Genomic DNA, 15734 nt, shown 5'->3' with positions numbered 1-15734 from the left:
TAACAAAATCACTTAAAGTATATCACTTAAATGTTTTTTTTATTAAATGTATTATAATTAAACCACAAAATTAAAACAAGCTATACTACTTAGAAAATAGTATAGCTTGTTTCTTATCATACCTAAATTGTACGTCTATCATACTACTACTTATCAACATTGTCCACAGGTTTGTTAATAACTTGTGGATAAGTTGCATATATTTACACAAAGGATTTTAGTTATTCACAAGTACACCTTTGATTATTAATCTGTGTGTCGCAGTTCTTATAGGTGTGCATGTGACTAATGTTACCGTGGCGTTATCAGTTTTGTTTAATACTTCAACCTGTGTAGGCTCAACAACCTCTGTTCCAGTAACTTCATAAGTAAAAGTACCCTTTAAGGTTTTAACGAGTATTTTATCACCAGTTGTAACTTCATCGAGCCTATTAAAAAACTCATTGTAAGTATAGCTTCTATGTCCAGCAACAGCAAAGTTCCCTAGTTCTCCAGGTAAAGCAGTATCTTTAAAGTGTCCTACAGCATACTTTAAAGTTTCCATATCTGTTCCTTCACCGACTGCAACCTTAAGACCAATTTTAGGAATTTGCATTATACCGATAGTGCCTTCTTCGATAACATCCTGTTGTTCCTTTATTTCAACTTTTTCATTATTGTCCTTAACCTGTTCCAACTTTTTTTCAAAATTGGAAATCATTTTGTCATTTTCCAGCTTACCTTTGAAATTCATATAGATTGCTGATAATATGATAATAACACCGACAACTGCTAAAATGATTCCAACTATAAACCAAATATTTTTTTTATTTTTTTTCTCCAATTAGCATCACCCCCTTTAATTATGTATATAATTATATCATAATTAACACTAGTACAACGTTTACATAATATATTTTTTATAGTAAAATATCTTTATAGAGGTGATAGATCATGAAGAATAATGTAATTTATGTAGATTTCTCAAAACCATCTCGCACAACCTCAAAGAAAAAATCTCCTAAAGCTTCAAAAGTAAAATTTATAAGTAAAATTAAAACATTCATATCAAATAAGATAAAAAAAATACGTGTTTCATCAAAACATAAAAATTCACCTAATGTCCGCATAAAGTAAATATTTGTTTTTAAACGCACAATCTTAGTGCGTTTTTATTTATCCTTCAATTCCCCTACTTCGATAATCAAAGGAATATGCATCTATGCTATTCCTATTTATGCTTCCTAACTACTTTTCTTTAAAATTTAGCAATTCTTTTATAATGGCCATATAATTTAATAATTACCGCTCCTACATATGTCCATATTTTTCTCATCATATAGTATATAATTTCCACAATCCTTGCTCTTATGTATGCCTATAGTTATAATATATTTATTGTTAAATAAACTATATAGAAGCGACTATAGATACTTACAGCCATAACTAAAGATATTGAAAACTCTTTTTGCTACTACAGCAAAGAGGTAATGCAGTATATTTAAAATAAAGTAAAAGGCTTATTGATTGTGGCTATCTATAGCAATATACAAAAGTTTGACTAATCATAAAACATAGGGAGGATTTTATTTTATGAGAATTGGTATGGGTTACGATGTTCATAAGTTAGTAGGAGGAAGGGACCTTATTATCGGTGGAGTAACCATCCCATATGCTAAAGGCCTTCTAGGACATTCTGACGCTGATGTTCTCCTTCATGCAATAATGGACAGTTTGCTTGGAGCTGCAGCCTTAGGAGATATAGGAAAGCATTTTCCTGATACAGACGCAAAGTATAAAGGAATATCTAGTATAAAACTTCTTGAAGAGGTTGGGAAATTACTTAAAGACAATAACTTTAGTATTGGAAACATTGATGCAACTATTGTGGCGCAAGCCCCAAAAATGGCACCTCATATAACAGAAATGAGAAAAAACATCAGTGAAGCCTTGGATATATCTATAGATAACATAAATGTAAAGGCTACTACAGAAGAGGGTTTAGGCTTTACTGGCTTAGGGCAGGGTATTTCAAGCCAAAGTATATGCCTCCTAGTTTAGTCCATAAATTTTGCACTTGTAATTATCTATATCTTAATTCATTTTTTCGTATTACCTAACAATATGTAAGTTCCAATGATTTTCTATATTAACTTAAATACATGTTCTGATAAACATTGTTGCTAAAATACATTATTTTCTCAATAGAAAAAGTGAATTAATGGGTTTTGGACACATGAAACATTGCTAGAATACATTGGTTTTTTCAATAGTTCTCTAGAACCTTAATGTATTTTCAATAATTCAACTTATATAGTTGATAAAATAATATAGATTTTAATAAGAATATCTATAGTAAAAATACTCACTTAACTAGTTATTAGTTCCCGTACTATAATAAAAAGTCAGCTATTGAAAGCTGGCTTTTTTATTTTTATGAGAAACTACCAACAGTGCTATTAGCCTAGGAATTCCTAGTAGAATATATTTATATATTTTGATTACTTAGTTCTCAACAAAAAGAACTGATGATTGCCAAGGTTAATATAATATTTAAAAAATATACTCATAGCCTTCCTAATATACAATCTATGGCAATAACCAAGCTAAAAGGGGTATCAATTTGGCATGCAAAATGTTGAGGTTTTGTTGTCATTTTGATATAAAAACAAAAAAACACACCCTAGAACCATTGATATGTCTAGGGTGTAAAAGTAGGGGAAAACAATTATGAAAATAGTTTATCATCTGAATTATTGACAACTATACTAAATTTATTCACATATATAAATTATTTTTTAAAATATGTATCTATTAGTTTCTCAACAATTCTCTTTTGAATATTTGCAAAATTTATAAGTGCTAACACCGTTATAAGTCTCTTTTCATATTCGCTATTATTAGCTGTAGTTTCTTCAATCTTATCAAGTATCCTTGCTAAAACAGTTTCCTGTTCGTCAACTTCAATATTATTAATATCTATAAGTGCTGAATAGATTTCAATTAAATCTAAACTTTTATCCCCCTGTTGATCTTTAACTATGTCTTCAAGAACTTGTTTTATGTCTGTTATACTAAGGCTTTGCTTAAGCTTATATATAAGTATCATTAAAATAATATGTTCTCTAGAATATTTTTTGTTCTTTACGGGCATAAATAAATTGGCTTTACTATAATTATTTATCATGGTTTTTGTAAGTATCTTTTCTTCATCGTTACGTTTTGAAGAAACTAAACCATTTTCAAAAAGAGTTATAACTTGATCCATGTATAAGTCAAGTGCTGGTATATCCTTAGGATCTATATTTTCTTTCAAATTTAATTCATTTACCAAGCTAATGATTTGTTCCTTATCAAATTCCATCATATCTTCCTTTCGTTGTTCGTATATATACATTATACCACTAACATATAGTTTTTAAAACTACGTGTTGTGATAAAGGATATTGGAGGAATTTGAAGCTAATAAAGGCTATTTTATCTATTCGCCGGATTTTGAAGGAAAGTTTAGTGGCAATTTCTAGAATAAGGATTATAATATAATTATCATAAGATGTAGCTTTAAATACTACGTACAGTAGTTAACTAAAATTTAGGAGTGATTTATATTATGAAACATTTCAGAGAACCAGTAAGCGGCTTCACTCATTTAGGAGGCGCCATAGTATCATTGATTGGTATGTTAATACTTATAACAAAGACACTATCAAATAGCTCTTCATCATCTTTAGCTCTTATCGGAGTAATACTATTTGGAGTAAGTCTAATTCTTTTATACTCAGCAAGCTCAATATATCATTTAGCTGTTGCTAGGGATACAATAATATTTTATCTAAGAAAATTGGATCATTCTATGATTTATGTGCTTATAGCAGGAACATACTCACCTGTATGCTTAACTGTACTACAAGGTAAGCTTAGATGGATTATCTTTGCAACTATTTGGGGATTAGCTTTAATCGGAGTATTGATGAAGCTGTTTTACTTTAAAGGACCTCGCTGGATATCAACTTTATCTTATATAGGAATGGGTTGGTTAGCTGTTTTTCTTATACCAAAGCTTCTTGGAGCCATATCAGTATGGGCAGTAACACTTTTAATCGCTGGTGGTGTTTTATACACCGTAGGAGCAGTATTCTATCAATTAGAAAAAGGAAACACTAGAAGAACTTTTGGAGCCCATGAGGTATTCCATATATTTGTTTTACTAGGTAGTCTAAGTCACTATTTAATGGTTTTTATATACTTAATATAACCTTTACTAAAAATAGTTACTACATTTAAATATGTATTTATCGCTATAATGAAATAAAAAACATTACCTACATCTTGTGATAGAATTCTCAAGATGTAGGTTTTTTATATTTGCCTTTTTCAAAATCCACTGTTTCGTATTTTTCATGTGATTGCCTATAATTAAATAACTTGAATTATACATAAGTTAAGAAAATGAAATTACGTCCAAAACTTTATTTAATGGTTATAACATGTGATAAGTGATGAATTAGCTTTATTGAATCTTATATATACTTTTTCTAATAAAATAGATTCCTAAGGCTCCATATGCTCCTAAATTCCTAGATATAGCTCTAAAGAAACATATAATAGCCTTATGGGATATATAATAAATAAAAACACCTAAGTCTTAAATAACCTAGGTGTTTTATCATATATTTTATAAGGGTCAAAATATATGTTTCAACAAAGATCTTATATATACAAAAGCTTATCTTTGCTTAACTTCAGAATCATTGAACTTACTATTTAAAATTACAATATCAACTCTTCTATTAGCTGCTCTGCCTTCCTCTGTAGCATTAGTTGCAATAGGTCTATACTCTCCATATCCAACAGGTAACAACCTATTTGGATTTAATCCACATTCAGTAGCAAAAATTTCAACAACATTAGATGCTCTAATTGAAGATAGTTGCCAGTTAGAATTAAAATATGGAGTTTTAATTGGCACATTATCAGTGTGTCCTTCTACTCTAACATAATTATCTATACTAGAAAGAATTTTTGATAGTGCATTTAATTGTCTCTTATATTGCTCCTTAACAGTTGCTTTTCCGCTATCAAAAAAGAGGTTATCTTTAACGGTTATTACAAGCCCTCTTTCTTCTATAGCCGTAGTAGCGCTACCATTTAGTTCAGATTCAGCAATTAACTTATCTACCTGCTCTTTAACCTTAGTTAACTTCTCTGCTTCAAGTTTCTCATAGTCAAGCTCAGCGCTTTTAGAAGCGGCATCTTTAACAGCTTGTGACAATGTCGCCATATCTAATCCTTGTCCACCATCCAGCACTCCTGCACCACCACTAGGGGAAGTTCCAAGAGCTACTTGAAGAGAGTATGCAAGTTGATTAAATTTCATAGGATCAACTCTAGAAGTAGCATATAATATAACGAACAACGCCATAAGCAATGTTATCAAATCTGAATATGTTAACAACCATCTTTCATGATTATCTTGCTTTTTTTCCCTTTTCTTCATAATCCTATACCTGCTTATCTTCTAATAATGATTTTTTATCATCATCTAGCATATAACCTTCAAGCTTACTAACTAATGAATTTGTGTTAGATCCTTGTTGTATAAGTAATACAGCTTCTATTATCATTTGTTTTTCATTGATTTCTTCTTTATTTAACATTTTTAATTTATTTGCAATTGGTAACCAGAATAAGTTAGCCATAGCAATACCATATAAGGTCGCCATAAATGCTGCTGCAATCTTAACACCCAACGCTAAAGGATCATCTAAGTTTGCAACTACTTGAAGTAATCCCATTACTGTACCAATGATACCCATTGTAGGGGAATAACCACCTGCTGCTGAGAACATTTCGATTCCTTCATCATGTCTATCTGCCATTTGCTCTAATTCAGTTTCTAAAATACCTTGAATTACAGATTGTTCAGTTCCATCGGCAGCTAACTGAAATCCCTTTTTTATAAATGGGTCAATCCCATCATTTGTAACTTCTCCTTCTAGGATTAGAAGACCTTCTCTTCTAGTTCTTATTGATATCTCTTTAAAATATCTTATATTTTCTCCAATCTTACTGTCCCTTTTCTTAAACGCTATAGCTAGTACCTTAGGAAACTTCTTGAAAATCCTTCCTGGAAATGATACAGCTACTGCTCCAAACGTTCCTCCAAATATTATTATGAATGCAGAAACTTGAACTAATGCACTAAGTTGTCCTTCTTCCAATAAGAACCCTACAATTAGCGAACCAAAGGCAAAAATCAAACTTACAATTGTAAAAATATCCATAACTTCCCCCCTGAGATTAAATAATATAAGTTTTAATCAAGTTGTTTTCAAACCTCATCCAAAGCAGATAATACGTATGAGATTTCTTCATATAAATAAAAATATATAAAGTTTAGAATATGTATAGGCTATAGATAACCATATATAAATTTAAACTTGTTCATCACTTTAATCGTTTGTTTTTATTAACAATAAAACATTTATTGAATAAGTTTAATTCTGGCTGAATAAGATATATGAATATCTAAATTTACCCTACATCTTATTTATCGAACTTATTGGTAAATATTTAATATGATAACGAAAGAGTTTTTAAATAAATAAACAAATTTAAAGCATAAAAAACCTCGGAAATCTTCCGCTAAGAAGCTATTAGCAGGATAATTTCTTGCTATTTTTCTAAATATATCAATTTTCTATCAATATTCGTACATTATTCTAAAACTTATATTATTAATTATAACAGCATTATAATATTCATTATAACAATATTATACTATTAATTATAAAAATATTAAACTATTAATTTATAAAAAAATACTCCTATTATTTATAACCTTATTATATTTCTAATTATAATAATTCAACACCATACAATTATATCAATATTCTAACTATAAAACCAGTTATTGTACAGAAAAAAGCTATTGAATTTATCAACAGCTTTTACTTATCTAACATCATTAAATTTCTTATTACTACTATGATTGCTAAGTTCATCATTAATATCATAAAAACTCTCAACTTTTGTTGATGCTAGCAACATTGCAAGGGTTCTTAATTATTATTTACACCATCATTATTATGGAGTTTCTTCATTATCATTGTAAAATTCTTTATCATTATTATACATATGCACAGATATAACTAAAGCTATTCTTTTAAATTTATTGCCTTGGGATCTAACGATATCAAGAAAAATATTCATACATACCTAAAATTTTCAATGAATATATGGAATAATACTATTAATCAAAAAATAAAAAACCCAGCGACAACCTACTTTCCCACAAGACCTCTCCTGCAGTATCATCGGCCCTTAGTAGCTTAACCGTCGTGTTCGGAATGGGAACGGGTGTTACCTACCAGGCATAATCACTGGATTAAAATTAGATTTTTTATCTAATTTACTATATATCGCAAACTCCAACCTCAGATAATTCTTTAATTAAAGCTTACTTTAAATCAGAGTGTTCTCTGAAAATTGCATAGATATTAAAAACTTTGTTTAGGTTAAGCCCTCGATCTATTAGTATGAGTCAGCTGAACATGTTACCATGCTTACACCCCTCACCTATCAACCTTGTGTTCTTCAAGGGATCTTACTAGCTTACGCTATGGGAAATCTAATCTTGAGGTGGGCTTCACGCTTAGATGCTTTCAGCGTTTATCCCTTCCCGACATAGCTACCCAGCCATGCTCCTGGCGGAACAACTGGTACACCAGAGGTCAGTCCATCCCGGTCCTCTCGTACTAAGGACAGCTCCTCTCAAATTTCCTACGCCCGCGACGGATAGGGACCGAACTGTCTCACGACGTTCTGAACCCAGCTCGCGTGCCGCTTTAATGGGCGAACAGCCCAACCCTTGGGACCTTCTCCAGCCCCAGGATGCGACGAGCCGACATCGAGGTGCCAAACCTCCCCGTCGATGTGGACTCTTGGGGGAGATCAGCCTGTTATCCCCGAGGTAGCTTTTATCCGTTGAGCGATGGCCCTCCCACGAGGAACCACCGGATCACTAAGCCCGACTTTCGTCCCTGCTCCACTTGTAGGTGTCGCAGTCAGGCTCCCTTCTGCCTTTGCACTCTTCGAACGATTTCCGACCGTTCTGAGGGAACCTTTGGGCGCCTCCGTTACTTTTTTGGAGGCGACCGCCCCAGTCAAACTGCCCATCTAACAATGTCCGGCACCCAGATTCATAGGTTTCCGTTAGAATCCCAATACTGTCAGGGTGGTATCCCAAGGTTGACTCCATAGAACCTGACGGCCCTACTTCCCAGTCTCCCACCTATCCTGTACAGACAATATCGAAACTCAATGCTAAACTACAGTAAAGCTCTACGGGGTCTTTCCGTCCAATCGCGGGTAGCAAGCATCTTCACTTGCACTACAATTTCGCCGGATTTACAGTTGAGACAGTGCCCAAATCATTACGCCATTCGTGCGGGTCGGAACTTACCCGACAAGGAATTTCGCTACCTTAGGACCGTTATAGTTACGGCCGCCGTTTACTGGGGCTTAAGTTCATGCCTTCGCTTGCGCTAAGCAATCCCCTTAACCTTCCAGCACCGGGCAGGCGTCAGCCCCTATACATCAGCTTTCGCTTTAGCAGAGACCTGTGTTTTTGCTAAACAGTTGCTTGGGCCTATTCTCTGCGGCCTAGCTTGCGCTAGGCACCCCTTCTCCCGAAGTTACGGGGTCAATTTGCCGAGTTCCTTAACTGTAATTCTTCCGCTGGTCTTAGGATTCTCTCCTCACCTACCTGTGTCGGTTTGCGGTACGGGTACTATTTTGCTCTCTAGAGACTTTTCTTGGCAGCGTGGAATCAGGTACTTCGCTACTAAATTTCGCTCCCCATCACACCTCAGAGTATTAGCACGCGGATTTGCCTACGTACACCCCTAAATGCTTAGACCAACATCCAATAGTTGGCACACCCTATCCTCCTGCGTCATCCCATCGATAATAACGCTAATAGTAGTATCGGAATATCAACCGATTGTCCATCACCTACGCCTTTCGGCCTCAGCTTAGGTCCCGACTAACCCTGGGCGGACGAGCCTTCCCAGGAAACCTTAGGTTTTCGACCATTAAGATTCTCACTTAATTCTCGCTACTTATGCCAACATTCTCACTTCTGTACAGTCCACAGCTCCTTCCGGTACTGCTTCTGCCCATACAGAAAGCTCCTCTACCACTCCTTACGGAGTCCATAGCTTCGGTGGTAAGTTTGAGCCCCGGACATCTTCGGCGCAGGATCTCTTGACTAGTGAGCTATTACGCACTCTTTAAATGAGTGGCTGCTTCTAAGCCAACATCCTAGTTGTCTTAGAAATCCCACATCCTTTTCCACTTAACTTACACTTGGGGACCTTAGCTGATGGTCTGGGCTTTTTCCCTTTTGACTACGGACCTTATCATTCGCAGTCTGACTGCCGGGGTAAAAGTATATGGCATTCGGAGTTTGATAGAGTTCGGTAACTGTTGTCAGCCCCTAGCTCATTCAGTGCTCTACCTCCATTACTCATTTTACCCGACGCTAGCCCTAAAGCTATTTCGAGGAGAACCAGCTATCTCCGAGTTCGATTGGAATTTCTCCGCTATCCACAGCTCATCCCATGGTTTTTCAACACCAATGTGGTTCGGTCCTCCACGAGGTTTTACCCTCGCTTCAACCTGGCCATGGATAGGTCACCCGGTTTCGGGTCTACGGCATGCAACTAGTCGCGCTGTTCACACTTGGTTTCCCTTCGGCTACGTACCTTAAGTACTTAACCTTGCTGCATACCGTAACTCGTTGGCTCGTTCTACAAAAAGCACGTCGTCACACTCATATGGTGCTTCGACCGGTTGTAGGCATACGGTTTCAGGTTCTATTTCACTCCCCTTCCGGGGTTCTTTTCACCTTTCCCTCACGGTACTTCTTCACTATCGGTCACTAGGTAGTATTTAGCCTTGGGAGGTGGTCCTCCCTGCTTCCCACAAGGTTTCACGTGTCTCGTGGTACTCTGGATATACTCTCGCTATCATTCGCTTTCTCCTACGGGGCTATTACCCTCTATGGCTTAGCTTTCCAGCTATCTTCGAATAACAAACTCTAGCTTTTATGAGTATTCCACAACCCCAGAGATAAATCTCTGGTTTGGGCTCTTTCCCTTTCGCTCGCCGCTACTTAGGAAATCGAATTTCTTTCTCTTCCTCTGGGTACTTAGATGTTTCAGTTCCCCAGGTGTGGCTTCATGTAGCTATGTATTCACTACAGGATATACATCGTTTGATGCATAGGTTTCCCCATTCGGAAATCTCCGGATCACTGGCTATTTGCGCCTACCCGAAGCTTATCGCAGCTTATCGCGTCCTTCTTCGCCTCCTAGTGCCAAGGCATTCACCATACGCCCTTTGTAGCTTAACCTAAAAATTGCTATAACCTGCGCATTGCTTCGTCACTTTCGCCTCTGCGGTGCTCATTTACATAAGTAAACTCCGCTTCCTCGAGTTTTCAGTTCCTCGCACTGCTTGGTTCTATCAATTTTTTAATTTGGTCTAATTAACACGTTATCGGTTAATCTTATCAAATTAAATTAGTCTTAATTATACAAAGTTTATATAAATAACTTTACTTGGTTTTTAATATCTTATGCAATTTTCAAAGAACAACTTTTCCTTTTTATACAAGCTTTCGCTTTACATAAAAAAGACTTCCAAATCTCTTAGCCGTTAGGCTTTGATCTCTGGAAATTGAACAGAAGAAAGACCCAGTGGACACAGTGTCTTACAAGTAAAACTACTGTGTCATTTTCCTTAGAAAGGAGGTGATCCAGCCGCAGGTTCTCCTACGGCTACCTTGTTACGACTTCACCCCAATCATCGACCCCACCTTCGGCCGCTGGCTCCTTACGGTTACCTCACGGACTTCGGGTGTTGCCGACTCTCATGGTGTGACGGGCGGTGTGTACAAGGCCCGGGAACGTATTCACCGCGACATGCTGATTCGCGATTACTAGCAACTCCAACTTCATGTAGGCGAGTTTCAGCCTACAATCCGAACTGGGACGAGTTTTATAGATTTGCTCCACCTCACGGTCTTGCGTCTCGTTGTACTCGCCATTGTAGCACGTGTGTAGCCCTAGACATAAGGGGCATGATGATTTGACGTCATCCCCACCTTCCTCCTGGTTAACCCAGGCAGTCTTGCTAGAGTGCTCAACTAAATGGTAGCAACTAACAATAAGGGTTGCGCTCGTTGCGGGACTTAACCCAACATCTCACGACACGAGCTGACGACAACCATGCACCACCTGTCTTCCTGTCACCTCAAAGAGGTAACTTCCCCAGTTACGGGTAATTCAGGAGATGTCAAGTCTAGGTAAGGTTCTTCGCGTTGCTTCGAATTAAACCACATGCTCCGCTGCTTGTGCGGGCCCCCGTCAATTCCTTTGAGTTTTAATCTTGCGACCGTACTCCCCAGGCGGAATACTTAATGCGTTAGCGGCGGCACAGAGGTCATGACAACCCCTACACCTAGTATTCATCGTTTACGGCGTGGACTACCAGGGTATCTAATCCTGTTTGCTCCCCACGCTTTCATGCCTCAGCGTCAGTTACAGTCCAGAAAGTCGCCTTCGCCACTGATGTTCTTCCTAATCTCTACGCATTTCACCGCTACACTAGGAATTCCACTTTCCTCTCCTGCACTCTAGACTTCCAGTTTGAAATGCAGCACCCAAGTTGAGCTCGGGTATTTCACATCTCACTTAAAAATCCGCCTACACATCCTTTACGCCCAGTAAATCCGGACAACGCTTGCCACCTACGTATTACCGCGGCTGCTGGCACGTAGTTAGCCGTGGCTTGTTCTTTAGGTACCGTCATTATCGTCCCTAATCAAAGAGTTTTACAACCCGAAGGCCTTCATCACTCACGCGGCGTTGCTGCATCAGGGTTTCCCCCATTGTGCAATATTCCCCACTGCTGCCTCCCGTAGGAGTCTGGACCGTGTCTCAGTTCCAATGTGGCCGATCACCCTCTCAGGTCGGCTACGCATCGTCGCCTTGGTGAGCCGTTACCTCACCAACTAGCTAATGCGCCGCGGGCCCATCTTATAGCGGATTGCTCCTTTGATACATCTCTCATGCGAGAATTGCATTTTATGCGGTATTAATCTTCCTTTCGGAAGGCTATCCCCCTCTATAAGGCAGGTTGCCCACGTGTTACTCACCCGTCCGCCGCTAATCCACCCCGAAGGGCTTCATCGCTCGACTTGCATGTGTTAAGCACGCCGCCAGCGTTCGTCCTGAGCCAGGATCAAACTCTCAATTTAAATTGTTTGAGTTTAAATCTTGACTTTGGTTTTTATTTTAAAACCTCAGAATTTGTCTGGTCTTGTTCTTCTGTTCAATTTTCAAAGATCAATCATTTTTTCAACTTACTTACTGTCATCCGACAGCTTGTTTAGTATATCAGCTTCGAAACTCTTTGTCAACAACTTTTTTCATTGTTTATTGACATTCTTATTAGTGCTCGTTTCGACAAGGACTATTGTATCATGATTCAAAGAGAATTTTGCCTCAAATATACTCCTGTAGTGAATTTATTCTTTAAATACTCAATTTTCCTTCAAGTTAATAACTTTTTCATCTGTTGACATACTAGCCTCCGTTGTCGTTGTATACATGCTTAATTCCTAAATAAATGACTATAAATTCTCATATTATAGCTTGTATCTATTCACGAATACTGTTTTTTTACATACTTTATTATTAGGTCATAAAATCTATATAAGTAAAATCTATATGAGGTGAAATTTATGGGATACAAGAAAGATGTAGATAAAGATTGCTTTGATTACACTATTGAAGATTATGATTATGATGAAATGAATGATAGTGATTATACAATCAAAGGAAAAAAAGACTCTAGAGACAAAGATTGTGGCTGCTATGAATATAAAAAAGATAAAGACTATGAAGACAAAGATTATGACTGCTATGAATATAAAAAAAGTAAAGACTACAAAAAAGATAAAGACTATGAAGACTATGAAGACAATAAAGAATACGGAAAATATGAGGAATATGAAAAGTGTCATGAAAAACCTAAAAAGGACAAATGCAAAGGTGAAACCTGTTGCTATGGCCCTTACTATGAACCTTATTATGTAGTAAAGAAATGCTATAGAAAATATTATATAGTAAAACATTGTACTTGGCATAGAGTTCCTTGTTGCCCTAAACCAAGATGTAAATAGATATAATTATTTTTGTAGCTAAACAAATAGATAACTATAGCTATTTTCATAGTTAATCAAATAGCTACCAACTTTCTATATCCACAGCTTACTAGAGTTTAAGCATCTAGTAGACAAAATATATAATCCCCTAGCTAAATTTATAGCTAGGGGATTCAATATTTTTACCTATCTTATTTATACTCTACATTATATAATTTCTTAAGTTCATCAACTTTTTCAAGGAATTTATATTGTCTTCTATCTTGTAACATTTTTTCCTTTATAGCTACCTGAACTTCATCAAAATCTTGAATCATCTCTGGTTGGAAATCAGTAACTTTTATTAAGTGATATCCAAATTGAGTTTTAACTGGATCACTTAACTTATTTATAGGAAGAGTGAATGCAACTTCCTCAAACTCAGGAACCATTTGGCCTTTTTGGAATTGACCAAGATCTCCGCCTCTTTGATTTGATGGACAAGTTGAATATTTAGCTGCGGCATCTGCAAAAGAAAGACCAGCTTCTATCTCTGCTTTAATCTCTTGTGCTTTTTCTTCTGAATCAACTAATATATGACTTGCTGTAGCTAATTCTGGTTTTTTAAATAATTCTCTATTATTTTTATAGAAATCAGCTACATCTTGATCTGCTATTTCTACATCTTTTGTCACTTCATCTGCTGCTATTGGGAATAGCATTTGTCTTTTAGCACCTTCTAATTGTTCTAAAAATGCAGGACTTTCATCTAATTTAAGTTCTAAAGCATAGTTATAAAAAACTTCAACGCTTACTAATTCTTCTAATAATCTTGCTCTACCTTGTTCTGTATCATAATACATTCTTTGTTGGTCTGGCATTCTTACTATTAATTCATTAATATTTTGTTCTGTTATCTCTTTATTTTTTACCACTGCTAATACTTTATTATCCATAATTTTCTCCTTTAAAATTGGTAAATTATTCATCATTTTTAATTATATCTTAATAACAAATTAAGGTCAATGAACCTTTTGTTTACCTATGGCAATTTTTGTAACTGTAGGGCTATATATGTCTTTTGATATAACTTCTTTTGAAACTACTGCCCCATTGACAACCTTTTCAAGATAGGTTACAGATTTATATCCTGTCAATCCAGCTTGTAACTCTTTCTTCTCTCCTACTTCAAGCTTTTCGTCTTCGACTGTTTCAACTTTAGGTTGCATAGTTTCTATGACTTCACTACGAAGTCGATAGCTAGTATCAGTTTGCACAGCCTTTGAATTTGAATAAATATTAAAAGTAAGAATTCCTTCATTTGCAATACCTTCTATATATAGAGGATATTTTAGAGTGTTTTTAAATCTGTAATCCATATACCCATAAGACACTGCTGCGTCGGTTCCAACTGGTACATATGCCACAGTTAATGTATGATTTCGTCTTTCCGTAGACTTAATATTTAATTGTATGATGCTATTATATAAAGTCGTTGATACTTGACATATTCCCCCACCTATTTCTTCTTTAAGTTCATTTTCAACTATTACAGTAGCTGGTTTGTATCCTTTCTCAGCAGTTGTTTCACCTATAATTTTATTAAAACTAAATTCATCCCCAGGCATAACAACTTGTCCGTTTAAGCTTTCTGTAGCAATTTCTATATTTGTTGCTCGCCCTTCAGCATTTATTGAATAATTACTACTAAAAGAAGATATCTTTGTATCTATTATTTTTAAGTTTTCTTTTGTAATTGTAGGCTTAATTACATCAACCTTTGCTTCTATAAAAACTTCTTCACTTTTTATATTTTTTAAAGAATCTAATAGATCTTCTTTAAGCTTTTTTGTATCTACTCTATATCCATTTTCTTCTTCATTTACACTAACTCTTTCATTGACACTTGAAACTGTTGCATTCCTTGGATTTCGATTCACTTCACTAGCCAAAGAACTTATAAATCTATCTATCTTATCATAATCAAAATCATAATCTATATCATATTGATTCATGCTAGGTTTATTTATTTTAGAATACTTATCCATCATTTTCTGACTTTTACCATATTCATAAGCTTTTGCAACTGTATCTTCTAAATTATATTTGGGTTCAAAGTTAGATAATTGCGTATTCTTTATAACGTCCCCAAGCTTTATTTTAATCACACTCTGGGAAAAGGGTTCTGTATACTGTTCTTCCATAACTTTTATAGCCTCTTCTTTTGTCTTGCCACCTAAATTTATATCTTCAACATAAACACTGGGATAAATTTTGTCATTCCATCTCTCAACAGTACTTTTCACCTTCATAAAGAAAACCCCAGCTATAGATATTACACAAATACTAAGTATACTTAGTTTGATTATAAAGGTATTCTTATTTTTCCCCATGTTGTTCCTCTCCTTTCAATTAGAATGACTTGTGCTTTTGTAGATCTTAGGTTGAAATTTCCAGAGCATATCTATGGTTTAATTAATCTTTCTCTAGTTCTATCATTATACATTGTCCATGCAATTATACTATCTAAATAGAAAGGTAT

Annotated in this window: 10 protein-coding genes and 3 rRNA genes; 3 read left to right on the top strand and 10 right to left on the bottom strand. The window is 35.6% G+C overall.

All coding sequences use genetic code 11. The annotated features are described in order from the left end of the window. Positions 1-217: 217 nt before the first annotated feature. Both CLOCEL_RS00810 and CLOCEL_RS23385 read right to left on the bottom strand, forming a co-directional pair. Positions 218-823 carry a sortase gene (locus tag CLOCEL_RS00810; RefSeq protein ID WP_010075327.1) on the bottom strand — a complete coding sequence of 202 codons (606 nt, stop codon included), beginning with the start codon at positions 821-823 and terminating at the stop codon, positions 218-220. A 127-nt stretch (positions 824-950) separates the two neighbouring features. After that, positions 951-1136: a hypothetical protein gene (locus CLOCEL_RS23385; protein ID WP_207636319.1), complete on the bottom strand. Its 186-nt coding sequence runs from the start codon at positions 1134-1136 to the stop codon at positions 951-953. Between the two features lie 436 nt (positions 1137-1572). Here CLOCEL_RS23385 and ispF point away from each other — a divergent pair, with 436 nt between their 5' ends. Further along, entirely contained in the window at positions 1573-2040 is a 468-nt protein-coding gene (gene ispF, locus CLOCEL_RS00800; RefSeq protein ID WP_010075329.1) for a 2-C-methyl-D-erythritol 2,4-cyclodiphosphate synthase, read from the top strand. A 730-nt stretch (positions 2041-2770) separates the two neighbouring features. Here the strand turns inward: ispF and CLOCEL_RS00795 are convergent. Continuing rightward, positions 2771-3343 (bottom strand): DUF1836 domain-containing protein, encoded by a 573-nt coding sequence (locus tag CLOCEL_RS00795; protein ID WP_010075330.1) that lies wholly within the window; start codon positions 3341-3343, stop codon positions 2771-2773. 246 nt (positions 3344-3589) lie between these two features. Here CLOCEL_RS00795 and trhA point away from each other — a divergent pair, with 246 nt between their 5' ends. After that, positions 3590-4234: a PAQR family membrane homeostasis protein TrhA gene (trhA, locus tag CLOCEL_RS00790; RefSeq protein WP_010075331.1), complete on the top strand. Its 645-nt coding sequence runs from the start codon at positions 3590-3592 to the stop codon at positions 4232-4234. A 471-nt stretch (positions 4235-4705) separates the two neighbouring features. Here the strand turns inward: trhA and CLOCEL_RS00785 are convergent, their stop codons facing one another. The 5 genes from CLOCEL_RS00785 to CLOCEL_RS00765 form a co-directional block, all read right to left on the bottom strand. Further along, positions 4706-5476 carry a flagellar motor protein MotB gene (locus tag CLOCEL_RS00785; RefSeq protein ID WP_010075332.1) on the bottom strand — a complete coding sequence of 257 codons (771 nt, stop codon included), beginning with the start codon at positions 5474-5476 and terminating at the stop codon, positions 4706-4708. Between the two features lie 4 nt (positions 5477-5480). Continuing rightward, positions 5481-6263, bottom strand: a complete 783-nt coding sequence (locus CLOCEL_RS00780; protein ID WP_010075333.1) for a motility protein A — start codon at positions 6261-6263, stop codon at positions 5481-5483. Between the two features lie 986 nt (positions 6264-7249). After that, a 5S ribosomal RNA gene (rrf, locus tag CLOCEL_RS00775) occupies positions 7250-7366 on the bottom strand. A gap of 126 nt (positions 7367-7492) precedes the next feature. Continuing rightward, positions 7493-10396: ribosomal RNA gene (locus CLOCEL_RS00770) — 23S ribosomal RNA — on the bottom strand. A 393-nt stretch (positions 10397-10789) separates the two neighbouring features. Then, positions 10790-12304: ribosomal RNA gene (locus CLOCEL_RS00765) — 16S ribosomal RNA — on the bottom strand. The 16S, 23S and 5S rRNA genes sit together here, the layout of an rRNA operon. A 486-nt stretch (positions 12305-12790) precedes the next feature. On the opposite strand from CLOCEL_RS00765, the gene CLOCEL_RS00760 reads away from it, so the two are divergent. After that, positions 12791-13231 carry a hypothetical protein gene (locus tag CLOCEL_RS00760; RefSeq protein WP_010075364.1) on the top strand — a complete coding sequence of 147 codons (441 nt, stop codon included), beginning with the start codon at positions 12791-12793 and terminating at the stop codon, positions 13229-13231. Positions 13232-13404: 173 nt separating this feature from the next. On the opposite strand, the gene CLOCEL_RS00755 is transcribed toward CLOCEL_RS00760, so the two are convergent. Then, on the bottom strand, positions 13405-14148 hold the full coding sequence (locus tag CLOCEL_RS00755) for a peptidylprolyl isomerase (RefSeq protein WP_010075363.1): 744 nt from the start codon (positions 14146-14148) through the stop codon (positions 13405-13407). A 66-nt stretch (positions 14149-14214) separates the two neighbouring features. Further along, positions 14215-15585: a VanW family protein gene (locus CLOCEL_RS00750; protein ID WP_010075362.1), complete on the bottom strand. Its 1371-nt coding sequence runs from the start codon at positions 15583-15585 to the stop codon at positions 14215-14217. Positions 15586-15734 lie beyond the last annotated feature (149 nt).

Origin of the sequence: Clostridium cellulovorans 743B (assembly GCF_000145275.1) — a bacterium.
Classification (GTDB): domain Bacteria; phylum Bacillota; class Clostridia; order Clostridiales; family Clostridiaceae; genus Clostridium_K; species Clostridium_K cellulovorans.
This window is presented reverse-complemented; position numbering and strand designations above follow the sequence as displayed.